We start from the raw sequence: 23,080 nt of genomic DNA, 5'->3' as shown, positions 1-23,080 counted from the left end.
GCGTCCGCGCCGTCAGATCGCGCGCGCGAGGCGTTCGGCGAGGCCGACGTAGGTGGCGGGCGTGAGCGCGGACAGGCGCTGGCGCGCGTCGTCGGGCAGGTCGAGCGAGGCGATGAACGTGCGCATCGAATCGGCCGTGATGCCCTGGCCGCGCGTGAGCGCCTTCAGTTGTTCGTACGGATTGGGCAAGCCGTGGCGGCGCATCACCGTCTGCACGGCTTCGGCCAGGACTTCCCACGCGGCGTCGAGGTCCGCGGCGAGGCGTTCGGGATTGGCGCTCAACTTGCCGAGGCCACGCTGCAGCGATTCGAACGCGATCACCGCATGGCCGAACGCGGTGCCGAGCGCGCGCAACACGGTGGAGTCGGTGAGATCGCGCTGCCAGCGGCTGATCGGCAGCTTGGCGGCGAAGTGTTCGAACAGCGCGTTGGCGATGCCGAAGTTGCCTTCGGCATTTTCGAAGTCGATCGGGTTGACCTTGTGCGGCATGGTCGAGCTGCCCACTTCGCCGGCCTTCACCGCCTGCTTGAAGTAGCCCTGCGAGATGTAGCCCCACAGGTCGCGGCACAAGTCGATGGCGATGGTGTCGATGCGCTTGAAGCAATCGCACAGTTCGGCGATGCCGTCGTGCGGTTCGATCTGCGTGGTGTAGGGCTGCCAGTCCAGGCCCAGGCTTTCGACGAAGCGCTCCGACAGCGCCGGCCAGTCGACGTCCGGGTACGCGCTGACGTGCGCGTTGTAGTTGCCCACCGCGCCGTTGATCTTGCCCGGCATCGGCAGCGCGACGAACACCGCGCGCTGGCGATCCAGGCGCGCGACCACGTTGGCGAGTTCCTTGCCGACGGTGGTGGGCGAAGCGGTCTGGCCATGCGTGCGCGAGAGCATCGGCAACGCAGCGTGCGTATGCGCCATGCCGCGCAGCGTGGCGATCGTGCGGTCGAGCATCGGCAGCAGCACTTCGCGGCGCGCCTGCGCCAGCATCAGTGCGTACGAGAGGTTGTTGATGTCTTCGCTGGTGCAGGCGAAATGGACGAACTCGAGCGCCGGGCCCAGTTCGGCGTCGTCGGCGAGCTTTTCCTTGATCAGGTACTCGACCGCCTTGACGTCGTGGTTGGTGGTGCGCTCGATTTCCTTCACGCGCGCGGCGTCGGCGACGGAGAACTGCGCGGCCAGCTGCTTCAGGCGGCCCCGGGCGTCGGTGGAGAAGGGCGGGAGTTCCGCGATGCCGGGGTGGTCGGCCAGCGCGAGGAGCCATTCGATCTCGACGACCACGCGGGCGCGGATGAGCCCGAACTCCGAGAAGATCGGCCGCAGCGCGTCGACCTTGCCGGCGTAGCGGCCGTCGAGCGGGGACAGGGCGAGCAGCGGGGTGTCGGTCATCGCGGGAGGCCGGGGACGGTCGAGGGAGCGCGCAAGTTTAAACGCATGCGGGCGTATCCTCCGGTCCTCACGCGAGGAGGCACCGATGGCGAAGCGATCCCCCCCGCGCTCGACCCAGTCCGGCGAGCGCATCGAACACGACAGCATGGGCGAACTGCGCGTCCCCGCCGAGGCGTTGTGGGGCGCGCAGACGCAGCGCGCGGTGCAGAACTTCCCGATCTCCGGCCGGCCCATGCCGCGCGGTTTCATCCGCGCGCTGGGGCTGGTGAAGGCCGCGGCGGCGGACGTCAACGCCGGCCTCGGCCTGTTGCCGAAGCGGCGCGCGGTCGCGATCCGCACCGCCGCGCTCAGCGTGGCCGGCGGTGCGCACGACGCGCACTTCCCGATCGATGTGTTCCAGACCGGTTCGGGCACCTCGAGCAACATGAACGCCAACGAGGTCATTGCCGCGCTCGCGTCGAAGACCGGGCAGAAGGTGCATCCCAACGACGACGTCAACCTGGGGCAGAGTTCCAACGACGTCATTCCCACGGCCATCCGCGTCTCCGCGCAGCTTGCCGTCGTCGAAGACCTGTTGCCCGCGTTGCTGCACCTGCAACGCACGATCGAACGCAAGGCACGCGGGCTGACGAAGGTCACCAAGACCGGCCGCACGCACCTGATGGATGCGATGCCGCTGACGTTCGCGCAGGAATTCGGCGCGTGGGCCGCGCAGCTCGACTCCGCGCGCGGGCGTTTCGAGGATGCCGGCAAGCGTTTGCGCCGGCTGCCCATCGGCGGCACCGCGATCGGCACGGGCATCAACGCCGATGCGCGCTTCGCGAAGAAGATGGCGCAAGCGCTGACGACGCTGGCGAAGACGCGCTTCGATGCGGCGCCGGACAAGTTCGAAGGCATCGCCTCGCAGGACGATGCGGTGGAACTGTCGGGCCAGCTCAATGCGCTCGCGGTCGCGCTGATGAAGATCGCCAACGACCTGCGCTGGATGAACGCCGGTCCGCTCGCGGGCCTGGGCGAAATCGAATTGCCGGCATTGCAGCCAGGCAGCTCGATCATGCCGGGCAAGGTGAATCCGGTGATCCCGGAAGCCACGTGCATGGTGTGCGCGCAGGTGATGGGCTACCACGCCACGATCACGGTGGCCGGTGCGTCCGGCAACTTCCAGCTCAACGTGATGCTGCCGCTGATCGCGGCGAACCTGCTCGACGGCATCGCGCTGCTTTCGCACGTGATGCGCCTGCTCGCCGATACCGCGATCGCGGGCCTGGTCGTGCGCCAGGACAAGGTCGCCGAAGCGCTCGCGCGCAATCCGATCCTGGTCACCGCGCTCAACCCGATCATCGGCTACGAGCGCGCGGCGGCGATCGCCAAGCGTGCGTACAAGGAAAAGCGCGCGGTGCTCGACGTGGCGCTGGAGATGAGCGGCCTGCCGGAAGCGAAGCTGCGCAAGCTGCTGGATCCCGAAGCCCTGACGAAGGGCGGCATCCGCGAAGGCGGTGGCGGCGGCGGCGGATAGCGAGGCAAAAAAAGCCCCGGCGTTTGAAGGCCGGGGCAGTGGGGGGTGTTACGCAGTGCTTGTGTGTTGCGGATCAGTTGTCGTCGCGCCAGCGGCGCAGGCGGATCGCACCGAAGATCATCGCGATGCCGATCGCCGCGCCGACCCACATCTGCGGCGTGGCAAACGTCGAGTACATGTGCTGGATCATCGAGAGCGCGTCGAAGTGATCCGGGGAAGCGACATTCAGGTTCTGCACCGTCATCCACGTGCCGGGGAAGACCGAACCCAGCGAGCGGAGCACCACGTTCTGCCAGAACCAGCCGGTGTCGAGGCTGAAGACATTCATCACGTCGAACCAGGCCACGAAGATGCCGGCGAACACGGGGATCATCACCGCCCACAGGAAGGGCTTGGAGCGCGCCCAGGCAGAGCAGAGCATCAGCCAGCCGACGGTCGGCAGCGCCCACATCGCGTAGACCGGGATTGCGGCGATCAGCAGCCCTGCGACCTGCAGCGCATGGCCCGCGCCCCAGTACATCGTGAGCGGGTTGAGGCCGTGCATCGGCATGACCAGGGTGACGACCAGGCCGAAGGCGAACATCGTCAGGACCGAGACGATCGTGGCGATCACCGGCGCGACGAGCAGCGCGCTCGCGGCCTTCGACAACACCGTGTCGCGATCCGACAGCGGCAGCGACTTCCAGAACAGCACGCTGCGATCCTTGCGCTCGTCGTACAGCGCGCCGAGGCAGTAGAAGAACACCACGAAGCCCAGGACGATGAAGGGCCACAGCGAGGAGACCAGCATCGAGGCGTCGACCGCCTTGCCCCAGTTCTCCAGGTCGCTCGGCGTCATCTTGTCGGTGAGCTGGCCGAAGTCGAGCCCGTTGATGCGGATGCCCTGGTCGGTGTACTTGGTGCCGTGCGCCAGTTCGCGGCGGGCGACGACTTCGCCGACCACGAGCGCCATCAGCGCGAGCACGACCGAGATGCCGCCGGCCCAGATCGGCGCCCAGAAGAACCCGCCCTTGTGCTCCCAGAACTCGCGGCGGAGCATCAGCTTGAACTTGTGGGTGGGATGGGGCGCGGCCACGGGGACGCGGCGCGGTTCGCCATCAAAGGTGGATGCGTTCATGCGTAGGTTCCCTTCATGGTGGCGACGAACAGGTCGGCCAGGCCCGGGGTGCGGGTTTCGCCGAGGTGCGACAGGCGATGCTTCTCGACGCCATCGAACAGCATCACGACCTTGCCGAACGGCAGGCTGCGTTCGTCGATCGGGCGCAGGCTGCGCGCTTCGTCGGCGCGGTCGGCGTTGACGAACACTTCGATGTAGCGCTCGCCCACGGCATCCATCGGCGCGGTGAGCACGATCTTGCCGTCGCGGATGAACATCACGTCGGTGAGGATGTGTTCGATCTCCTCCACCTGGTGCGTGGTGATCACGATCGTCTTGTCCTCGTCGAAGTAGTCCTCCAGCAGGCGCTGGTAGAACTGCTTGCGATACAGGATGTCCAGGCCGAGCGTGGGTTCGTCGAGCACGAGCAGCTTGGCGTCGATGGCCATCACCAGCGCCAGGTGCAGCTGCACGATCATGCCCTTGGACATCTCGCGCACTTTCATGTCCGGCTTGAGCTGGGTGTTGGCGAGGAAGCGTTCGCAACGGGCGCGGTCGAAGCGCGGATGCACGCCGGCCACGAACTCGATCGCTTCGCGCACGCGGATCCAGCGCGGCAGCACGGCGACGTCGGCGATGAAGCACACGTCGTTCATCAGCGCATCGCGTTCGGTGCGCGGGTCGCGGCCGAGGACGCGCAGGTCGCCTTCGAACGGGATCAGGCCGAGCATCGCCTTCAGCGCGGTGGTCTTGCCGGCGCCGTTGGGGCCGATCAGGCCGACGATGCGGCCGGCGGGGATCTCGAACGCCGTGTCGTCCAGCGCCAGCTTGTTCTTGTAGGCCTTGCGCAGGTTGCGCGCGCTGACGACCGAGGTCGCGGCGGCCTGGGTGGTGGTCGCGTTCATGCCTGGCCTCCGGCGGCGGCAGCGTTCTGCATCAGGCGATCGAGCGAAAGGCCCAGTCGCTGGATGCGTTCGAGCACGAGCGGCCACTCTTCCTTGAGGAAGCGATCGCGCTCGCTGCTGAGCAGTTTTTCCGAAGCCCCTTCCGTGACGTACATGCCGAGTCCCCTGCGTTTTTCGACGATGGCTTCGTCCGCGAGCTCCTGGTAGGCGCGCGAGACGGTGATGGGATTGAGCTGGTATTCGGCGGCCACCTGGCGCACCGAGGGCAGCGCGTCGCCGGGCTTGAGGATCCCGTCGAGCAACATGGCGACGACGCGATCCTTCAGCTGGCGGTAGATGGGAGCGCCGTCGCTCCATTCGATGGCAGTCATTGGTCAGCCTCGCGGTGCGAAGGAGAAGAAGGGCATCGCGACCGACTGGCGACCGCGCGAGGCGTGCTTGCGCGCCGGGGCCGGCGCGGGCGAAGTGGTGTCGATCGTGGCGCGCTGGTCGCTTTCGGCGAAGGCGGCGGCGATGACGGCCAGGGTGGCGGCTTCGGCGGCGGCGCCGACGATGCGTTCGATCTGGGCGTCGGTGGGCGCGCGGGTGGAGGCCGTCGCCGGCGCCAGGCTCGCGGCGTCCAGCGGCGCGACCGGCGCGGCGGCCATCAGGCTCAGGACGAGCAGCCCGGTGGTGGCGGCGAGCGCGGTGACCGTGTTGTGGAGCTTGCGGTTCATGGTGGGCGTCCTGCTCTGGGTGTTCGGTGTTGTAGGCAACTATAACACCACCATTCCCATCGTCAACAACCGGATGACCCAACTAAAGACATAGAAGGGAGGGGCCGGTTGGGCGGCAGCCGTGGCAGACTGCGGCGCTTTCACGGGCCCGCGTTCATGGGCGCGATTGCGGCCGCGCCGCGGGCGCCCCGACAATGCGCGGCTTGCCGACCCACACGTTTCCCCGGCTCATGTTTCCCCCAGGAGTGCATCGGATGAAGGTTTTCCTGCGCGGCGTCGCCGCGTTGCTCATGCTCGGCGCGCTCGCCGGCCCCGGTCTTGCCGCAGCGCAGGACAAAGCCACCCCGGACAAGGCCACGCTGGTCACCGAGCGCGACAAGATCGGCTACATGCTCGGCATGGACTGGGGCAATTCGCTGGCGCCGATCGCGCCGGACATCGACATGGCCGCGTTCGAACGCGCGGTGCGCAACGGCCTGGCCGGCGGCAAGATGCTGCTCGACGATGAAAAGGCGAAGCAGGTCGGACAGGCGCTGCTCGCGCGCATCACCGCGCGCAACGGCCAGCCCGCGGGCGCGACCAAGCCGCTGCCGGAAGTCTCGAAGGAAGACGTGGGCCTGCTCGTCGGCAGCGACGTCGGTCGTTCGCTCGCACCGTTCAAGGACGAATTCGACCTGCCCACGCTGCTGCAGGCCGTGCGCACCACGTTCGCGAAGGGCCACCTGCTGATGACGGACGCCGAAGCGCGCGTCGTCGGCGAAGCGTTCTCCAAGCGCGGGCAGGCGAAGATCGAAGCGCAGGCCACGGCCATCGCACAGGAAAACAAGGCCGCGGGCGCCGCGTTCCTCGAAAAGAACAAGGCGACGAAGGGCGTGTACGTCACCAAGTCGGGCCTGCAGTACATGGTGCTGCGCCAGGGCGCCGGTCCGCGTCCGAAGCCGTCCGACCGCGTGCGCGTCAACTATCGCGGCACGCTGCTCGACGGCACCGAGTTCGACAGTTCCTACGGCGGCCAGCCGGCGCAGTTCGCGCTGTCGCAGGTGATCCCGGGCTGGACCGAAGGCCTGTCGATGATGCCGGTGGGCGCGCAGTACCGTTTCTGGATCCCGGGCGAGCTCGCCTACGGGGAGAAGGGAACCCCGGGCGGCCCGATCGGTCCGAACGCCACCCTCGTGTTCGACGTCGAGCTGCTCGGCGTCGATGCGCAATGAGCCTCACGTTTGAATGATCCATCCGGCCCGGCCGCCAACCCGGGCTTCAGCCCCGCGCCGCTAGAGTGCGGGCCTGCCTTTCTTTTCCTTTAGTCCCTGGAGCCATTCCCGATGAAGCGCCACGCCCTTGCCATCGCCCTGACCGCCGCCGTGATCGCGGTCGCCGGCTGCAACAAACCCGCCGACAAGAAGACCGACGCGTCCGCGCCGGCCGCCGCCACCACCGCCGCTGGCGGCGCGAAGATCGCGGGCCTGCCGACCGAGAAGGACCAGGTCAGCTACATGGTCGGCATGGCGCTCGCCAAGCAGCTGGAGCCGATGAAGGACGAGATCGACGTCGACACGATCGCCAAGGCGATCAAGAGCTCGCTCAAGGGCGAGAAGCTGCTGCTGACCGAAGAGCAGGCGCGCGACGTCGGCGAGACCTTCGGCCAGAAGATGCAGGCCAAGCAGATCGCCAAGATGATGGCCGAGGCCAAGACCAACCTCGAATCCGGCCAGAAGTTCCTCGCCGAGAACGCGAAGAAGCCGGGCGTGCAGACCACCGCCTCGGGCCTGCAGTACCAGGTCGTCACCGAAGGCAAGGGTCCGAAGCCCAAGCCCGAAGACGTGGTGCGCGTGCATTACACGGGCAAGCTGCTCGACGGCAAGACGTTCGACAGCTCCATCGAGCGCGGACAGCCGGTCGTGTTCCCGCTCAACCAGGTCGTGCCGGGCTGGCAGGAAGGCCTGCAGCTGATGCCGGTGGGCAGCAAGTACAAGCTGTGGATCCCGGGCAACCTGGGCTACGGCGACAAGGGCACGCCGGGCGGCCCGATCCCGCCGAACGCCACGCTCGTGTTCGACGTCGAACTGATCGACATCGTCAAGAACCCGGCGAAGTAATCGCGCCACGCGGCGCGCTTCCGCGCCGATCCGCACCAGGTCACGCCGTGGTTTTCACCACGGCGTGACGTTTCTGGCTGCGACCATTGCGTCTTTCCAAGCTCATCAGGATTCCGCATGCGCGTCACGATCTTCGGCACCGGCTACGTCGGGCTCGTCACCGGTACTTGCCTGGCCGAGGTGGGCCACGACGTGGTCTGCGTCGACATCGACACCGCCAAGGTGGAAGGCCTCAACAACGGCGTCATCCCGATCTACGAGCCGGGCCTGGAGCCGATGGTCAAGGCCAACCACGCCGCCGGCCGCCTGCACTTCACCACCGACGCCGCCAGCGCGATCGAACACGGCGACGTGGTGTTCATCGCCGTGGGCACGCCGCCCGACGAAGACGGCAGCGCCGACCTCAAGTACGTCCTCGCCGTGGCCCGCACCATCGGCCAGCACCTGCAGCGCGCGGCCGTGGTGGTCAACAAGTCCACCGTGCCCGTCGGCACCGCCGACAAGGTGCGCGCCGCCATCGCCGGCGAACTGCAGAACCGCCGCACGACGCTCGTGTTCGACGTCGTCAGCAACCCCGAATTCCTCAAGGAAGGCGACGCGGTCAACGACTGCATGCGTCCCGACCGCATCGTGATCGGCACCGACAGCCCGGCCGCGCTGGAAAAACTCAAGCGCCTGTACGCGCCGTTCAACCGCAACCACGAACGCATCGTGTCGATGGACGTGCGTTCGGCCGAACTCACCAAGTACGCCGCCAACGCGATGCTCGCGACGAAGATCTCCTTCATGAACGAGATCGCCAACATCGCCGAGCAAGTGGGCGCCGACATCGAAGCCGTGCGCCAGGGCATCGGTTCGGATCCGCGCATCGGCTGGCACTTCATCTATCCCGGCGCCGGCTACGGCGGCTCGTGCTTCCCGAAGGACGTGCAGGCGCTGGCCTGGACCGCGCAGCAGTCCGGCTGCAACCCGCGCCTGCTCGACGCGGTGGAAGCGGTGAACGCGGCGCAGAAGGGCCACCTGTTCGAACTGATGACGCGCCACTACGGCGACGTGCGCGGCAAGACCGTCGCGGTGTGGGGCCTGGCGTTCAAGCCCAACACCGACGACATGCGCGCCGCTTCCAGCCGCACGCTGCTCGCGCAGTTGTGGGAAGCCGGTGCGCGCGTGCAGGCCTACGATCCGGAAGCCACGCACGAAGCGCAGCGCATCTTCGGCGAGCGCGACGATCTCACCCTGTGCGGTTCCGCCGGCGAAGCGCTGCGCGGCGCCGATGCGCTGGTGGTGGTCACCGAGTGGAAGCAGTTCCGCAGCCCGGATTTCGGCAAGCTCGCCGCCACGCTCGCCGACAAGGTGGTCTTCGACGGCCGCAACCTGTACGAGCCGGCCGAAGTCGAAAACGCGGGCCTGGCGTACTACGGCATCGGCCGCGGTCGTTCGGTGCGTTCGTTCGCATGACGCAGGGCAACGCCCAGGGCATGGACACCGCCGCGCTCGAAGCGCGGCTGGTGGAGCTGGAAACGCGGCTGGCGTTCCAGGAAAACGCGATGACCGAACTGAGCGATGCGCTCGCGGCGATCCGCCTGGAAGCCGAGCGCCACGCCGACCTCATGCGCCGCGCGCTGGAGGAGATGAAATCCTCGCGCGGCGCGTTCTTCGCCGATCCGGCCGAAGAACCGCCGCCACCGCATTACTGACCCGCGGCGCAATGGCCGCAAGGCGGGGCTGCATCCTCGCCCCCGATGCGGCATGCTTCGCCCGCCCTTCGCACGACCCGCCGTATCCGATGACCGATTCCCTGCGCGACCAGCTGCTCGGCCTGGGCTTCAAGCCCGCGCCGAAGCCCGAACGTCCTGCGTCCGGCAAACCCGCCCACGCCGGCAAGCCGCAGCAGCAGCACGGCAAGCCCGCGCATGCGCGTGGCCCCAACGCACCGGGGCAGGGCAGGCCGCCGCACGGCAAGCCCGCGCACGGCAAGCCGTCGCAGGGCCGTCCGCCGCAAGGCAGTCCGTCGCATGGCAAGCCGGCACACGCGACGCACAAGCCGCGCACGCGCGAAGACATCGACCTCGCCAAGGCGTACGCCATCCGCGCGCAGCGCGAGAAGGACGAGCGCATCGAAGCCGAGCGCCTGAAGCAGGAAGAAGCGCGCCTGCGCCGCGAAGCGAAGGCCGCCCTCGCCGAATTCCTGAAGGACAAGGCGCGCAACGACGCGGGCGCCGAGATCGCGCGCCACTTCGAATACGGCGGCAAGATCAAGCGCATCTACGTCACCGACGTGCAGCTCAAGGCGCTCAACGCGGGCGAGCTGGGCGTGGTGCAACTCGATGGCCGCTACGTGCTGGTCGATGCCGACACGCTGGCGAAGGCCGAATCGATCTTCGCCCCGTCGGTCGCGCTGAAGGTCGATCCGAACGCCTCCGCGCAGGACGATCCCTACGCCGATCCGCAATACCAGGTGCCCGACGACCTGGTCTGGTAACCGCGCCATGGCCGGTTGCGCACGATCCGGGCGTTCCCCCGGTTCGTGGACACGGCCGCCGCCCCGCGCACCGAGTTGATCGTCGGGGTCACGAGCCACCGCGACCTCGATCCCGCGCAACTGCACGAACTCGAAGCGCGCGTGCGCGACGCGCTGGCGTTCCTGCGCACGCGCTATCCCGAACTCGCCCTCGTCGTGATGTCCGCGCTGGCCGAAGGCGGCGATCGCCTCGTGGCCGAAATCGGCCTGGAAATGGGGGCGCGCCTGGTCGTGCCGCTGCCGTTGCCGCTGGCCTTGTACCGCGACGATTTCGAAAGCGATGACTCGCATCGCGCGTTCGACGCGTTGATGGCGCGCGCGGAAGTCATCCCGCTCGCCTATCCGGTAGATGATTTCGACACCATGCGCGCGCCCGGCCCCGCGCGCGATCGGCAATACCTGCACGCGGGGTTGTTCGTCGCCAACCATTGCCACGTGCTGTTCGCGCTGTGGGACGGGCGCGACCACGCGGGCACGGGCGGCACGGGGCAAGTCGTGCGCTATTACCTCGGCGGCCCGGTGCCCGGTGCGCGGCGCGCCACCGACAACCTGCGGCAGATGCTCGCGGGCGACGACGACAGCCTGGTGCTGCACCTGCCCACGCGTCGCGCGAACGGCGAGGCCGCGCATGGCATCGGTGCGTTCGATGGCACGCCGCGCTGGCTCACCAGCGGCGGGCAACGCCTGTTCGACGAAGGCCCGCCGCCGGAATACCGCTGCATCTTCGAACGCATGCAGGCCTTCGAGCACGATCGGCACAAGCTCGCCGCGCATGCGTTGCCTGCCGCGAGCGAAGACCTGGCCGAACGCACGTGGCGCGAAGCCGATGCCCTGGCGATGCGTTACCAGCGCCGCACCTTGTGGGCGATGCGCGCCATCCACGGGCTCGCCATCGCGATGGGCCTGAGCCTGCTGCTGTATGCCGACCTCGGCGCGCCGGACGCGATGTTGTGGGGCTTCCTCGGGTTGTTCGCGATCGGCCTTGCGATCGCGGTGGCCGCGCAGCGCCACGACTGGCATCGCAAGTACATCGACTACCGCGCGCTCGCCGAAGGCCTGCGCGTGCAGACGTTCTGGCGGCGCGCGGGACTGACGATCACCGGCGACCCGGAATTCGCGCACGACAACTTCATGCAGAAACAGGACGTCGAACTCGGCTGGATCCGCAACGTGATGCGCCAGGTGGGCCTGACGCCGACGCCGGCGCTCGAGGATCCCGATGCGGCCGCGCACGCGGTGGAGGCGGTGATCGACGCGTGGGTCGGGCGCCCGGGGCAATCGGGCCAGCTGGCGTATTACGAACGCAAGGCGACGTTGCGTGCGCGCCACCACGTGCGCACGCAACGGTTGGGCGCGGCGTGCCTGTGGGCGGGCATTGCGATCAGCGCGGTGCTGGCCTTGTTCCATCGCACGTTCGGCCCGCTGACGCAGAGCGTGCTGGTGACGACGATGGGGGCGCTGTCGCTGATCGCCGCGGTGCGCGAGGCGTATGCGTATCGCAAGGCGGACAAGGAACTGGTGAAGCAGTACCGCTTCATGTACCGCATCTACCGCAATGCGCGGCTCGCGCTGGATGCGGCGCGCTCGACGCAGGAGAAGCGGGAGATCCTGCGCGCGCTCGGCGAAGCGGCGCTGGCCGAACACGCCGAGTGGGCGTTGATGCATCGCGACCGCCCGATCGAGCATGGGCGGCCTTGATCGACGACGGGCAGCTTTCGCTGCCCGGCTCGTCGATGCGTGACCTGCCGATAGGGCAGGTCACAAGCGCATCGACTCGCTACTCCGGATCGTAATCCAGGTTCGAAGCCAACCACCGCTCCGCCTGCTGCAACGACACGCCCTTGCGCTTCGCATAGTCGGCCACCTGCTCGCGCGACACGCGCCCCACCACGAAATACTGGCTGCGCGGATGGCTGAAGTAATAGCCCGACACCGCGGCCGCCGGATACATCGCGTAGCTTTCCGTCAGCTGCACGCCGACGTGCTTCTCCGCCTCCAGCAGCTTGAACAGCGTCGCCTTCTCGCTGTGCTCCGGGCACGCCGGATAGCCGGGCGCGGGGCGGATGCCGGCGTACTGTTCGTCGATCAACGCATCGTTGGCGAGCGTTTCGTCCGCCGCGTAGCCCCACAGGTCGCGCCGCACCAGCGCGTGCGTGCGCTCGGCCAGGGCTTCGGCCAGGCGATCGGCGAGCGCCTTCAACAGGATCGCGTTGTAATCGTCTTGGTCGGCCTCGAAGCGCGCGACATGCGCTTCGATCCCGAGCCCCGCGGTCACCGCGAAGCCGCCGATCCAGTCGTGCTTGCCCGACGACACCGGCGCGATGAAATCCGCGAGGCAGAAATCCGGCCGGTCGACCGGCTTGTCCGCCTGCTGGCGCAGGAAATGCAGCGTGGTCCCGTTGCCGACGCGCACGTCGTCGCCCACGGAATGCGCGGGCCACAGGCCGACGACGGCCTTCGCCTGCAGCCACTTCTCGCCGACGATCTTCGTAAGCATCGCCTGCGCATCGGCGAACAGCTCGCGCGCCTGCGTGCCGACGATCGCGTCGTCGAGGATCGCCGGATACTTGCCGCTCAATTCCCAGGTGTTGAAGAACGGCGTCCAGTCGATGTAGTCGACGAGTTCGGCGAGCGGCACGTCGTCGAACACCGTGAGGCCCGGCGTGCGCGGGGCGGGGGGCGTATACGCGTCCCAGCCGCCATCGAACGCCTGCGCGCGCGCCTTCTCCAGCGGCACGAGGCGCTTGGCATCGCCGCGGCTCTTGTGGCGTTCGCGGATCTCCGCGTAGTCCGCGTCGTTGGCCGCGACGAACGCCTGGCGCAATTCGCCGGACACCAGCGACTGCGCGACGCCCACCGCACGCGAGGCATCCTTCACCCACACGGTCGGCGACTTGTAGTGCGGATCGATCTTCAGCGCCGTGTGCGCGCGCGACGTGGTCGCGCCGCCGATCAGCAGCGGCACCTGGAAGCCCTGGCGCTGCATCTCGCGCGCGACGTGGCTCATTTCCTCCAGCGACGGCGTGATCAGCCCGGACAAGCCGATGATGTCGGCGTTCTCGGCCTTCGCGCGATCCAGGATCACCTGCGCCGGCACCATCACGCCGAGGTCGATCACCTCGAAGTTGTTGCACGCCAGCACCACGCCGACGATGTTCTTGCCGATGTCGTGCACGTCGCCCTTGACGGTCGCCATGACGATCTTGCCGTTGTTGCGGCCCACCACGCCGGTGCGCAGCTTCTCCGCTTCGATGTACGGCAGCAGGTAGGCGACGGCCTTCTTCATCACGCGCGCGGACTTCACGACCTGCGGCAGGAACATCTTGCCCGCGCCGAACAGGTCGCCCACCACGTTCATGCCCGCCATCAGCGGACCTTCGATGACATCCAGCGGCACCGTGGACTGCGCGCGCGCTTCCTCGGTGTCGATTTCGATGAAGGCGTCGATGCCGTGCACGAGTGCATGGCTGAGGCGGTCGCGCACGGGGCGGTCGCGCCATGCGAGGTCCTCGACTTTCTTCTCGCCCTTCCTGCCCTTGTAGCGGTCGGCGATCTCGAGCAGGCGCTCGGTGCCGTCGCTGCGCCGGTTGAGCACCACGTCTTCCACGCGCTCGCGCAGGTCCGCATCGAGGTCGTCGTACAGGGGCAGGGCGCCCGCGTTGACGATGCCCATGTCCATGCCCGCGGCGATCGCGTGGTACAGGAACACCACGTGGATCGCCTGCCGCACGGGCTCGTTGCCGCGGAAGGAGAACGACACGTTCGACACGCCGCCGCTGATGTGCGACAGCGGGAAGCGGCGCTTGAGTTCGCGCGCCGCCTCGATGAAGGCGACCGCGTAGCCATCGTGTTCCTCGATGCCGGTGGCGATCGCGAACACGTTGGGGTCGAAGATGATGTCTTCCGGCGGGAAGCCGACCTGCGTCGTCAGCAGGTCGTAGGCGCGCGAACAGATGTCGACCTTGCGTTCGATCGTGTCGGCCTGGCCGACTTCGTCGAACGCCATGACCACCACGGCCGCGCCGTAGCGGCGCACCAGTTGCGCCTGGCGCAGGAACTCGGCTTCGCCTTCCTTCATCGAGATGGAATTGACGATGCCCTTGCCCTGCAGGCACTTCAGGCCGGCCTCGATCACCGTCCACTTCGAACTGTCCACCATCACCGGCACGCGCGCGATGTCGGGCTCGGCGGCGATGAGGTTGAGGAACGTGGTCATCGCGCGCTCGGAATCGAGCATGCCCTCGTCCATGTTGACGTCGAGCACCTGCGCGCCGTTTTCCACCTGCTGGCGCGCGACCACCACGGCTTCGTCGTAGCGTCCTTCGAGGATCAGCTTCTTGAACTGCGCCGAGCCGGTGACGTTGGTGCGTTCCCCGACGTTGACGAAGTTGCTCTGCGGGGTGATCTGCAGCGGCTCCAGGCCACTGAGCCGCGTCTGGCGGGCGAGCAGGGTCGTCATGCGGCATCCGCCAGCTGCGGCACTTCGCGCGGCGCGACGCCGTGCACGGCCTGCGCGATCGCGCGGATGTGGTCGGGCGTGGTGCCGCAGCAACCACCGACGAGGTTCAGCAGGCCGGCGCGCGCGAACTCGCCCAGCGTGCCCGCCATGTCTTCCGGCGTTTCGTCGTAACCGCCGAACGCATTGGGCAGCCCCGCGTTCGGATGCGTGCTCACGTACGTGTCGGCCACCTGGGCCAGCACGTCGACGTGCGCGCGCAGGTCCTTCGCGCCGAGCGCGCAGTTCAGCCCGATCGCCAGAGGCCGCGCATGGCGCAGCGAATACCAGAAGGCTTCGGCGGTCTGGCCCGACAAGGTGCGGCCCGAGGCATCGGTGATCGTCCCGGAAATCATCACCGGCAGGCGCGCACCGAGCTCCTCGAACACGTCTTCGATCGCGAACAACGCCGCTTTCGCATTGAGCGTGTCGAAGATCGTCTCGACCATCAGCACGTCGGCGCCGCCTTCGATGAGGCCGCGGGTGGATTCGCGATAGGCGTGCGCGAGTTCGTCGAAGCTGATCGCGCGGAAGCCGGGGCGGTTCACGTCCGGGCTCAGCGAGGCCGTGCGGCTGGTCGGGCCCAGCACGCCGATCACGAAGCGCGGCTGCGCGGGATCGCGCGCTTCAGCCGCATCGCAGGCTTCGCGCGCCAGGCGCGCGCCTTCGCGGTTGAGTTCGCGGACCAGGTGTTCGAGGTGGTAATCGGCCAGCGAGATCGACGTGGAATTGAACGTGTTGGTCTCGACCAGGTCCGCGCCGGCCGCCAGGTACGCATCGTGGATCTCCCGGATGATCTCCGGGCGCGACAGCGTGAGCAGGTCGTTGTTGCCTTTCTGGTCGTGCCCCTCGCAACCGCAGCCCGGCGCGTGCGCGTGGCCATCGGCGGCGAACAGCGCGTCGTAGCCGTGGGCGAAGCGCTCGCCGCGATAGTCGGCTTCCTGCAGGTCGTGGCGCTGGATCATCGTGCCCATCGCGCCATCGATCACGAGGATGCGCCGTGCGAGCGCGGCTTCCAGTTGCGCCACGCGCGCCGGATGGCGCCAGGGCAGTTGCTTCACATCGTTCACGGCTTCACTCCCAACAACGAAATCACTTCGAAATGCGGCGGACGGCGTTCGCGCGTCACCGTGCCGCTGCTTGCGACGGTGACGCCGGCCTTCTCGGCGAACTTGCGCAGGTCCTTCTCCGAGAACCCGAGGTTGGCGTGGCCGTAGGCCTCCACCACCGCGCGGTGTTCATGGCGCGCCAGGCTCGACAACAACAGGCGCCCGCCGCTGCGCAGCACGCGCGCGGCTTCGGCCACCGCCTGCGCAGGCTTGCTGGCGTAGGTGAGGGCGTGCATCAGCACCACCAGGTCGAAGCTGGCATCGGGGAAGGGCAGCGCGTGCATGTCGCCTTCGCGCACTTCCACGTTGGCGTAGGGCTTCAGGCGTTCGCTGGCGGCGGCGACCACGCGCGCGCTGGCGTCCATGCAGACGTAGCGGTGCGCATGCGGCGCGAGCAGTTCGGCCAGCACGCCATCGCCCGAAGCGATGTCCAGCACGTCGCCCGGACTCAACAGTGGCAGCGCGGTGCGCGCCAGCGCTTCCCAGGTGCGGCCCGGCGAATAGTGGCGTTCCATGTCGCCGGCCACCGAGTCGGCCCAGTTCTGGTCCGCCGCGCGCGTGGCCAGCACGCCGGGCACGCGCTCGGCGTCCTGGCGCAGCAGTGCATCGTCGCTGCCGGCGCGCAGGGTGTTCCAGAGCGCGCGCTGCGCCGGGTCCAGCGCGGTTTCCTCGAAGCGGTAATAGGCCGACACGCCGGCGCGGCGATCACGCACGAGGCCCGCGTCCTTCAGCTTCGCCAGGTGCGTGGACACGCGCGGCTGCGCCAGCTGCGTGATGGCCGACAGCTCGGCGACGGTGAGTTCCTCGCGTTCCAGCAAGGCGAGCAGGCGGACGCGCGTGGCGTCGGCGAACACCTTCAACCGGGTCGACCACCCTTCCAGATCCATGCGCCAGAGGCTCCGAGGCGTTTCATCCGCCTATCGCGATATAGAGATAAGTCTGGTCCCGCGATGCCCCGGGGGTCAAGCGGCACGCGCTCCGGGGCTACAATTCCGCTTCTTCATCCCGGCCGGAGCGCACCAACGTGGATTTCCGTTTCACCGAAGAGCAGTTGATGATCCAGGACGTGGCGCGTCGCATCGCGCGCGAAAAGATCGCCCCCAGCGCCGAACACTTCGACCGGAGCGGCGAATTCCCCCTCGAGAACATCCGCACCCTCGGCGAGAACGGCCTGATGGGGATCGAGGTGCCGGCCGAATACGGCGGCGCGGGCATGGACCCGATCAGCTACGTGCTGGCCATGATCGAGATCGCCGCGGGCGACGCCGCCCACTCCACGATCATGTCGGTCAACAACTCGCTGTTCTGCAACGGCATCCTGACCCACGGCACCGAGGCGCAGAAGCAGACGTACGTGCGCGCGATCGCCGAGGGCGCGCACATCGGCGCCTTCGCGCTCACCGAGCCGCAGTCCGGCTCCGACGCCACCGCCATGCGCTGCCGCGCGACCAAGCAGGCCGATGGCCGCTTCGTCATCAACGGCAAGAAGAGCTGGATCACCTCCGGCCCGGTCGCCAGGTACATCGTGCTGTTCGCGATGACCGATCCGGACAAGAGCGCGCGCGGCATCACCGCCTTCATCATCGACACCGACAAGCCCGGTTTCCACCGCGGCAAGACGGAACCGAAGCTCGGCATCCGCGCCTCGGCCACGTGCGAGATCGAATTCACCGACTACGTCGCCGAAGCCGACGAAGTGCTGGGCCAGGAAGGCCACGGCTTCAAGATCGCGATGGGCGTGCTCGACGCCGGCCGCATCGGCATCGCCTCGCAGGCCATCGGCATCGGCCGGGCCGCGTACGAAGCCACGTTGGCCTACGTGCGCGAGCGCAAGGCCTTCGGCCAGCCCATCGGCACGTTCCAGATGACGCAGGCCAAGATCGCCGACATGAAGTGCAAGCTCGACGCCGCCACGCTGCTCACGCTGCGCGCGGCGTGGGTGAAGGGCCAGGGCGAGCGTTTCACCAACGAAGCGGCCATCGCCAAGCTCACCGCCTCCGAGGCGTGCATGTGGATCGCCCACCAGGCCGTGCAGATCCACGCCGGCATGGGCTATTCGAAGGAAATGCCGATCGAGCGTTACTTCCGCGACGCGAAGATCACCGAGATCTACGAGGGTACGAGCGAGATCCAGCGCCTGGTCATCGCCCGCAACGAAACCGGCCTGCGCTGAGCGCGCGCCCGAACGACAGGATCCCCGCGACCCCATGAGCACCCGTCCCAAGTCCGTCCAGGCCGCCAAGAAAGCGACCTCCGCCAAGACGACGATTGCGAAAACCCAAGTGGCCACCCCGGGCCGCGACGTCGCCGTCGCGCGCTTCGATCTCTCGCCGGTGCTGGAGGCGATCCGCAAGCGCGTGCCGAAGGCACGCGCGGCGGAAGCCGAAGCGTTCGCGCGCAGCTTCTATGCGCGCATGACCCGCGACGAATACGTCGAGCACGGCGCCGAAGGCTGGGCCGCGCTGGCCGCGGGCATCCTCGACTTCGCCGCCACGCGCAAGCCGGGCAAGGCCAACGTCCGCCTGTTCAACACCACGATGAAGGACAACGGTTGGGAATCGCCGCACACCGTGCTGCAGATCCTCAACGACGACATGCCCTTCCTCGTCGACTCGGTGACGATGGCGCTCGCCGAGATGGGCATCGGCGTGCACGTGCTCGGCCATCCGGTGGTGCTGCTGCAGCGCGACCGCGCCGGCAAGCTCACCGGCGTGGGCGAGGGCACCAACGAGTCCTTCATCCACATCGAGATCGACCGCCAGCCGCAGGCGGCGATGGCGAAGATCGAAAAGCGCGTGCAGGCCGTGCTGGCCGACGTGCGCGCGATCGTGTCCGACTGGGAAGAGATGCGTACGCGCATGCTCGAAGTCGCCGAGGAACTGCCGTCGCACCGCATCCCGGTGTCCGACGCCGGCCGCGCCGAGGCGCAGGAATTCCTGCGCTGGGCCGCCGACAACCATTTCACCTTCTTCGGCTACCGCGAATACACGGTGGAGAAGCAGGGCAAGGACCAGGTGCTGGTCGCGCATCCGGAGTCGGGCCTGGGCCTGCTGCGCGGCAAGGACGCCGGCGCGCCGCGCCCGCTCACCTCGCTGGCCGCGCATTACATGCCGCAGTCCGGCGCCGTCGATGCGCTCATCCTCACCAAGACCAACGCGCGTGCCACCGTGCATCGCCCGGGCTACATGGATTACATCGGCGTGCTCGCGTTCGACGCGAAGGGCCAGCCGATCCGCGAACAGCGCTTCCTCGGCCTGTACACCTCCAGCGCGTACAACCGCCGCCCGTGGGACATCCCGCTGGTGCGCGAGCGCTACGAACACGTGATGCGCGAATCGGGCCTGCGCCCGGCCAGCCACAGCGGCAAGGCGCTGCGCCACATCATGGAAACGCTGCCGCGCGACGAGCTGTTCCAGTCCACCGAGAACGAGCTGTACTCCACGGCGATCGGCATCCTGGGCCTGCAGGAGCGCGTGCGCAGCAAGCTGTTCCTGCGCCGCGACCGCTACGGGCGGTTCTATTCGGTGCTGGTGTACGTGCCGCGCGACCGCCACGACACGCAGATGCGCCATCGCATCGAAGCGCTGCTCAAGCGCGAACTCGACGGCGAGCACATCGACAGCACCGTGCACATCGGCGAATCGGCGCTCGCGCAGCTGCACCTCATCGTGCGTCCGCGCCCGGGCTCCAAGCCGGTGATCGACGAGGCGAAGCTGGAAGCCGACCTCGCCCACATCGTGCGCGACTGGCAGGACGAACTCGGCGACACGCTGGCCAGGCGCCACGGCGAGGAAATGGGCCTCAAGCTCGCCACGCGCTACGCCCGCGCGCTGCCCACCGGCTACATCGAAGACGTCAGCCCCGAAGTGGCGGCCGACGACGTCGAGCACCTGGCCGCGCTGGCCGGTGCCGACGACCTGCGCCTGTCGCTGTACCGCTCGCGCAACGGCGGCCTGCGCTTCAAGTTCTACCGCCTCAACGACGACATCCCGCTGTCCGATGCGCTCCCGATGATGGAGAACATGGGCCTGCGCGTGATTTCCGAACACCCGTACCGCATCGAAGCCGACGGCCGCGTCGCCTACATCCAGGACTTCGAGGTCGAAGCCACGCAGGCCGACCTCGACATCGATCGCCTCGACGAGAACTTCGAGGAAGCCTTCGCGCGCATCTGGCGCGGCGAAGCGGAGAACGACGGCTTCAACCGCCTCGTGCTGCTGGCCGGCCTGTCCTGGCGCCAGGTCGCGATGCTGCGCGGCTATTCGAAGTACCTGCTGCAGATCGGCGTGCCGTTCTCGCAGGCGTACGTCGAAGCCACGTTCACGCGTTATCCGCTGCTGGTGCGCCTGCTGGTCGAACTGTTCGAAGCGCGCTTCGATCCGGCGACGGGCAAGGAATCCAAGGCCGCGATCAAGCAGGGCATGGAACGCTTCGGCGCGCAGCTGCAGGCGTTGCTCGCCAACGACGCCGCCGCGCTCAACGCCGTGCAGCCGGTGATCGAAGCCCGCGCCGGCACGCGCGAGCAGCAGGTCGACGCCACGCACGCGGCGCTGATCGGTCTGATGGACCGCGTGTCCAGCCTCGACGACGACCGCATCCTGCGCAGCTTCATCGGCGTCATCGACGCCACGCTGCGCACCAGCTACTACATCCAGTACAAGGACGGCCTGCGCAAGGACGGCGGCCCGGCCGACTACGTCGCCTTCAAGCTCGATTCGGCGCAGGTGCCGGACCTGCCGAAGCCGCGCCCGTACCGCGAGATCTTCGTCTATGGCCCGCGCGTGGAAGGCATCCACCTGCGCTTCGGCCCGGTGGCGCGCGGCGGCCTGCGCTGGTCGGATCGCCGCGAAGACTTCCGCACCGAAGTCCTGGGCCTGGTGAAGGCGCAGATGGTGAAGAACACCGTCATCGTGCCGGTGGGTTCGAAGGGCGGCTTCTACTGCAAGCAACTGCCGGACCCGGCGACCAACCGCGATGCATGGTTCGCCGAAGGACAGGCCTGCTACAAGCGTTTCATCAACGGCCTGCTGGACGTCACCGACAACCTCGCGCCGGACGGCAAGATCCTGCATCCCGACAACGTGGTGCGCCACGATGCGGACGATCCGTACCTGGTCGTCGCGGCGGACAAGGGCACGGCCACGTTCTCCGACATCGCCAACGGGATCGCGCGCGCGCACGGCTTCTGGCTGGACGACGCCTTCGCCTCCGGCGGCTCGGTCGGTTACGACCACAAGGGCATGGGCATCACCGCGCGCGGTGCGTGGGAATCGGTGAAGCGCCACTTCAACGCCATGGGCCGCGACTGCCAGACGCAGGACTTCACGTGCGTGGGCATCGGCGACATGTCGGGCGACGTGTTCGGCAACGGCATGCTGCTGTCGAAGCACATCCGCCTGGTGGCCGCGTTCGACCACCGCCACATTTTCCTGGACCCCAATCCGGATGCGGCGAAGACGTTCAAGGAACGCGAGCGCGTGTTCAAGCTCCCGCGTTCGAGCTGGGACGACTACGACAAGGCGCTGATCAGCAAGGGCGGCGGCGTGTATCCGCGCAGCGCGAAATCGATCCCGGTGTCGCCGGAAATCCGCGCGGCGCTCGGCATCGAAGGCGATGCGACTTCGCTCAGCCCGAATGACCTGATGTCGGCGATCCTCAAGGCGCCGGTCGACCTGCTGTGGAACGGCGGCATCGGCACCTACGTCAAGGCGTCGAGCGAGTCCAATGCCGACGTCGGCGACCGCGCCAACAACCTGCTGCGCGTCAACGGCGAACAGTTGCGCTGCAAGATGGTGGGCGAGGGCGGCAACCTGGGCATGACGCAACTGGGCCGCGTGGAAGCGGCGCAGCACGGCGTGCTGCTCAACACCGACTTCATCGACAACTCGGCGGGCGTGGACACGTCCGACCACGAGGTCAACATCAAGATCCTGCTCAATGCGCAGGTGCAGAAGAAGAAGCTCACGTACGAGGCGCGCAACACGTTGCTGGCGCAGATGACCGACGAAGTCGGCCTGCTGGTGCTCAACGACAACTACCGCCAGAACCAGGCGCTCAGCCTGATGGAGCGCATGAGCCTGACGCGCATGGGCTCCAAGCAGCACTTCATCCGCACGCTGGAATCGCAGGGCCTGCTGGATCGCCAGATCGAGTTCCTGCCGACCGACAAGGAGATCGCCGAGCGCAAGGCGCGCGGCCAGGGCCTGACGCGTCCGGAGCTGGCGGTGCTGCTGTCGTACTCCAAGCTCGTGCTGTATCCGCAGCTGCTCAACTCCGACGTGCCGGAAGACGCGTACCTGTCGAAGGAACTGGTGCGTTACTTCCCGAAGCCCCTGCAGGACAAGTACGCCAAGGGCATGGAAGACCATCGCCTGAAGCGCGAGATCATCGCCACCGCGGTGACCAACTCGATGGTCAACCGCATGGGCGCCACGTTCACCCTGCGCATGCAGGAAGACAGCGGGCGTTCGCCGGCGGAGATCGCCAAGGCCTTCACCATCACGCGCGAAGCGCTGGATGCGCGCGAGATGTGGGCGCAGATCGATGCGCTCGGCGGCAAGGTGCCGGAGTCGGTGCAGGTCGATGCGCTGCAGGTGATCTGGAACCTGCAACGCGCGTTCACGCGCTGGCTGCTCTCGCGCCCCGGTGCGATCCCGGACATCGCGACCGCGGTGGGCCGCTACCACGACGGCGTGCGCGACATCCGCGCGGGCGAGCGCATCCTCCCGGATCCGCAGCGTCCCGCGTACGAGGCGAGCATCCTGGAATGGCAGGCGAAGGGCTTGCCGGCCGCGCTCGCCGACCAGCTGGCCGCGCTGCCGTACCTGGAACCCACGCCCGACATCATCGAACTGGCGCGCGAGCGCAAGCTCAAGCCGGTGGACGTGGCGAAGGTGCACTTCCGCCTCGGCGACGCGCTGCGCCTGCCGTGGCTGTTGCAGCAGATCGATGCGCTCACCGTCGATGGCCGCTGGCATGCGGTGGCGCGCGGCGTGCTGCGCGAGGAACTGGGCCAGCAGCAGCGCATCCTCGTCGGCCAGGTGCTGACGATGCCGGGCGCGACGCCGGATGCGAAGGTGCGCCACTGGCTGGAGCGCGACGACGCCTCGCTGCGCTTCACCCTGTCGATGCTCAACGAGCTCGCGGCGCAGAAGACGCTGGACTATCCGACCGCCTCGGTCGCGGTGCAGCGCCTGCAGCAGCTGGCTTCGCGCGGCTGATGGCAACACGGGGCGACGGGCGCAAC

17 protein-coding genes are annotated in these 23,080 nt (G+C 68.0%); 9 read left to right on the top strand and 8 right to left on the bottom strand.

The features are described 5' to 3' along the window. Positions 1 to 12: 12 nt before the first annotated feature. Complete coding sequence (purB, locus tag LYSCAS_RS15315; protein WP_213434908.1) at positions 13 to 1,380, bottom strand: adenylosuccinate lyase; 1,368 nt, start codon at positions 1,378 to 1,380, stop codon at positions 13 to 15. 85 nt (positions 1,381 to 1,465) lie between these two features. Between purB and LYSCAS_RS15310 the strand changes: the two genes are divergently transcribed. Next, positions 1,466 to 2,896, top strand: coding sequence for a class II fumarate hydratase (locus LYSCAS_RS15310; RefSeq protein ID WP_213434907.1), 1,431 nt, complete (start codon positions 1,466 to 1,468; stop codon positions 2,894 to 2,896). A 73-nt stretch (positions 2,897 to 2,969) separates the two neighbouring features. On the opposite strand, the gene LYSCAS_RS15305 is transcribed toward LYSCAS_RS15310, so the two are convergent. The 4 genes from LYSCAS_RS15305 to LYSCAS_RS15290 are packed head-to-tail and all read right to left on the bottom strand — an operon-like array spanning position 2,970 to position 5,613. Further along, on the bottom strand, positions 2,970 to 4,013 hold the full coding sequence (locus LYSCAS_RS15305) for a hypothetical protein (RefSeq protein WP_244858576.1): 1,044 nt from the start codon (positions 4,011 to 4,013) through the stop codon (positions 2,970 to 2,972). Next, positions 4,010 to 4,897 (bottom strand): ABC transporter ATP-binding protein, encoded by an 888-nt coding sequence (locus LYSCAS_RS15300; RefSeq protein ID WP_213434906.1) that lies wholly within the window; start codon positions 4,895 to 4,897, stop codon positions 4,010 to 4,012. Before LYSCAS_RS15300 ends, LYSCAS_RS15305 begins: the two co-directional genes overlap by 4 nt. Then, on the bottom strand, positions 4,894 to 5,268 hold the full coding sequence (locus tag LYSCAS_RS15295; protein ID WP_213434905.1) for a GntR family transcriptional regulator: 375 nt from the start codon (positions 5,266 to 5,268) through the stop codon (positions 4,894 to 4,896). The genes LYSCAS_RS15300 and LYSCAS_RS15295 overlap by 4 nt, the downstream gene beginning before the upstream one ends. 3 nt (positions 5,269 to 5,271) lie before the next feature. Next, positions 5,272 to 5,613, bottom strand: coding sequence for a hypothetical protein (locus LYSCAS_RS15290; RefSeq protein ID WP_213434904.1), 342 nt, complete (start codon positions 5,611 to 5,613; stop codon positions 5,272 to 5,274). 254 nt (positions 5,614 to 5,867) lie between these two features. Here LYSCAS_RS15290 and LYSCAS_RS15285 point away from each other — a divergent pair, with 254 nt between their 5' ends. The 6 genes from LYSCAS_RS15285 to LYSCAS_RS15260 all read left to right on the top strand — a co-directional run bounded on the left by LYSCAS_RS15285 (position 5,868) and on the right by LYSCAS_RS15260 (position 11,928). Beyond that, complete coding sequence (locus LYSCAS_RS15285) at positions 5,868 to 6,824, top strand: FKBP-type peptidyl-prolyl cis-trans isomerase N-terminal domain-containing protein (RefSeq protein ID WP_213434903.1); 957 nt, start codon at positions 5,868 to 5,870, stop codon at positions 6,822 to 6,824. Between the two features lie 111 nt (positions 6,825 to 6,935). Next, the gene (locus LYSCAS_RS15280) at positions 6,936 to 7,709 is read left to right on the top strand and encodes an FKBP-type peptidyl-prolyl cis-trans isomerase (RefSeq protein WP_213434902.1); all 774 of its coding nucleotides are present in this window, start codon (positions 6,936 to 6,938) and stop codon (positions 7,707 to 7,709) included. A gap of 117 nt (positions 7,710 to 7,826) precedes the next feature. Continuing rightward, positions 7,827 to 9,167, top strand: coding sequence for a UDP-glucose dehydrogenase family protein (locus LYSCAS_RS15275; protein WP_213434901.1), 1,341 nt, complete (start codon positions 7,827 to 7,829; stop codon positions 9,165 to 9,167). A 20-nt stretch (positions 9,168 to 9,187) separates the two neighbouring features. Continuing rightward, the gene (locus LYSCAS_RS15270; protein ID WP_213437869.1) at positions 9,188 to 9,406 is read left to right on the top strand and encodes a SlyX family protein; all 219 of its coding nucleotides are present in this window, start codon (positions 9,188 to 9,190) and stop codon (positions 9,404 to 9,406) included. Between the two features lie 89 nt (positions 9,407 to 9,495). Further along, positions 9,496 to 10,191, top strand: a complete 696-nt coding sequence (locus LYSCAS_RS15265; RefSeq protein WP_213434900.1) for a DUF2058 domain-containing protein — start codon at positions 9,496 to 9,498, stop codon at positions 10,189 to 10,191. Between the two features lie 45 nt (positions 10,192 to 10,236). Further along, positions 10,237 to 11,928, top strand: a complete 1,692-nt coding sequence (locus LYSCAS_RS15260; protein WP_213434899.1) for a hypothetical protein — start codon at positions 10,237 to 10,239, stop codon at positions 11,926 to 11,928. Positions 11,929 to 12,007: 79 nt separating this feature from the next. Here the strand turns inward: LYSCAS_RS15260 and metH are convergent, their stop codons facing one another. The 3 genes from metH to LYSCAS_RS15245 are packed head-to-tail and all read right to left on the bottom strand — an operon-like array spanning position 12,008 to position 16,721. Further along, positions 12,008 to 14,689, bottom strand: coding sequence for a methionine synthase (gene metH, locus LYSCAS_RS15255; RefSeq protein WP_213434898.1), 2,682 nt, complete (start codon positions 14,687 to 14,689; stop codon positions 12,008 to 12,010). Further along, positions 14,686 to 15,795 carry a homocysteine S-methyltransferase family protein gene (locus tag LYSCAS_RS15250; RefSeq protein ID WP_244858575.1) on the bottom strand — a complete coding sequence of 370 codons (1,110 nt, stop codon included), beginning with the start codon at positions 15,793 to 15,795 and terminating at the stop codon, positions 14,686 to 14,688. Before LYSCAS_RS15250 ends, metH begins: the two co-directional genes overlap by 4 nt. Continuing rightward, the gene (locus LYSCAS_RS15245; protein WP_213434897.1) at positions 15,792 to 16,721 is read right to left on the bottom strand and encodes an ArsR/SmtB family transcription factor; all 930 of its coding nucleotides are present in this window, start codon (positions 16,719 to 16,721) and stop codon (positions 15,792 to 15,794) included. Before LYSCAS_RS15245 ends, LYSCAS_RS15250 begins: the two co-directional genes overlap by 4 nt. A 137-nt stretch (positions 16,722 to 16,858) precedes the next feature. On the opposite strand from LYSCAS_RS15245, the gene LYSCAS_RS15240 reads away from it, so the two are divergent. Together LYSCAS_RS15240 and LYSCAS_RS15235 are read left to right on the top strand one after the other, a co-directional pair. Beyond that, the gene (locus LYSCAS_RS15240) at positions 16,859 to 18,007 is read left to right on the top strand and encodes an acyl-CoA dehydrogenase family protein (RefSeq protein ID WP_213434896.1); all 1,149 of its coding nucleotides are present in this window, start codon (positions 16,859 to 16,861) and stop codon (positions 18,005 to 18,007) included. 34 nt (positions 18,008 to 18,041) lie between these two features. Further along, a complete protein-coding gene (locus LYSCAS_RS15235) occupies positions 18,042 to 23,054 on the top strand; it encodes an NAD-glutamate dehydrogenase (RefSeq protein ID WP_213434895.1) in 5,013 nt (1,670 codons plus the stop codon). Positions 23,055 to 23,080 lie beyond the last annotated feature (26 nt).

The sequence above is a fragment of the Noviluteimonas caseinilytica genome, assembly GCF_018406605.1.
Lineage (GTDB): Bacteria > Pseudomonadota > Gammaproteobacteria > Xanthomonadales > Xanthomonadaceae > Noviluteimonas > Noviluteimonas caseinilytica.
This window is presented reverse-complemented; position numbering and strand designations above follow the sequence as displayed.

What these genes read in the sequence shown, in the direction of transcription:
- purB (WP_213434908.1), bottom strand. Translation starts at nt 1,380, where the DNA reads ATGACCGACACCCCGCTGCTCGCCCTGTCCCCGCTCGACGGCCGCTAC.
- LYSCAS_RS15310 (WP_213434907.1), top strand. Translation starts at nt 1,466, where the DNA reads ATGGCGAAGCGATCCCCCCCGCGCTCGACCCAGTCCGGCGAGCGCATC.
- LYSCAS_RS15305 (WP_244858576.1), bottom strand. Translation starts at nt 4,013, where the DNA reads ATGAACGCATCCACCTTTGATGGCGAACCGCGCCGCGTCCCCGTGGCC.
- LYSCAS_RS15300 (WP_213434906.1), bottom strand. Translation starts at nt 4,897, where the DNA reads ATGAACGCGACCACCACCCAGGCCGCCGCGACCTCGGTCGTCAGCGCG.
- LYSCAS_RS15295 (WP_213434905.1), bottom strand. Translation starts at nt 5,268, where the DNA reads ATGACTGCCATCGAATGGAGCGACGGCGCTCCCATCTACCGCCAGCTG.
- LYSCAS_RS15290 (WP_213434904.1), bottom strand. Translation starts at nt 5,613, where the DNA reads ATGAACCGCAAGCTCCACAACACGGTCACCGCGCTCGCCGCCACCACC.
- LYSCAS_RS15285 (WP_213434903.1), top strand. Translation starts at nt 5,868, where the DNA reads ATGAAGGTTTTCCTGCGCGGCGTCGCCGCGTTGCTCATGCTCGGCGCG.
- LYSCAS_RS15280 (WP_213434902.1), top strand. Translation starts at nt 6,936, where the DNA reads ATGAAGCGCCACGCCCTTGCCATCGCCCTGACCGCCGCCGTGATCGCG.
- LYSCAS_RS15275 (WP_213434901.1), top strand. Translation starts at nt 7,827, where the DNA reads ATGCGCGTCACGATCTTCGGCACCGGCTACGTCGGGCTCGTCACCGGT.
- LYSCAS_RS15270 (WP_213437869.1), top strand. Translation starts at nt 9,188, where the DNA reads ATGGACACCGCCGCGCTCGAAGCGCGGCTGGTGGAGCTGGAAACGCGG.
- LYSCAS_RS15265 (WP_213434900.1), top strand. Translation starts at nt 9,496, where the DNA reads ATGACCGATTCCCTGCGCGACCAGCTGCTCGGCCTGGGCTTCAAGCCC.
- metH (WP_213434898.1), bottom strand. Translation starts at nt 14,689, where the DNA reads ATGACGACCCTGCTCGCCCGCCAGACGCGGCTCAGTGGCCTGGAGCCG.
- LYSCAS_RS15245 (WP_213434897.1), bottom strand. Translation starts at nt 16,721, where the DNA reads ATGGATCTGGAAGGGTGGTCGACCCGGTTGAAGGTGTTCGCCGACGCC.
- LYSCAS_RS15235 (WP_213434895.1), top strand. Translation starts at nt 18,042, where the DNA reads ATGAGCACCCGTCCCAAGTCCGTCCAGGCCGCCAAGAAAGCGACCTCC.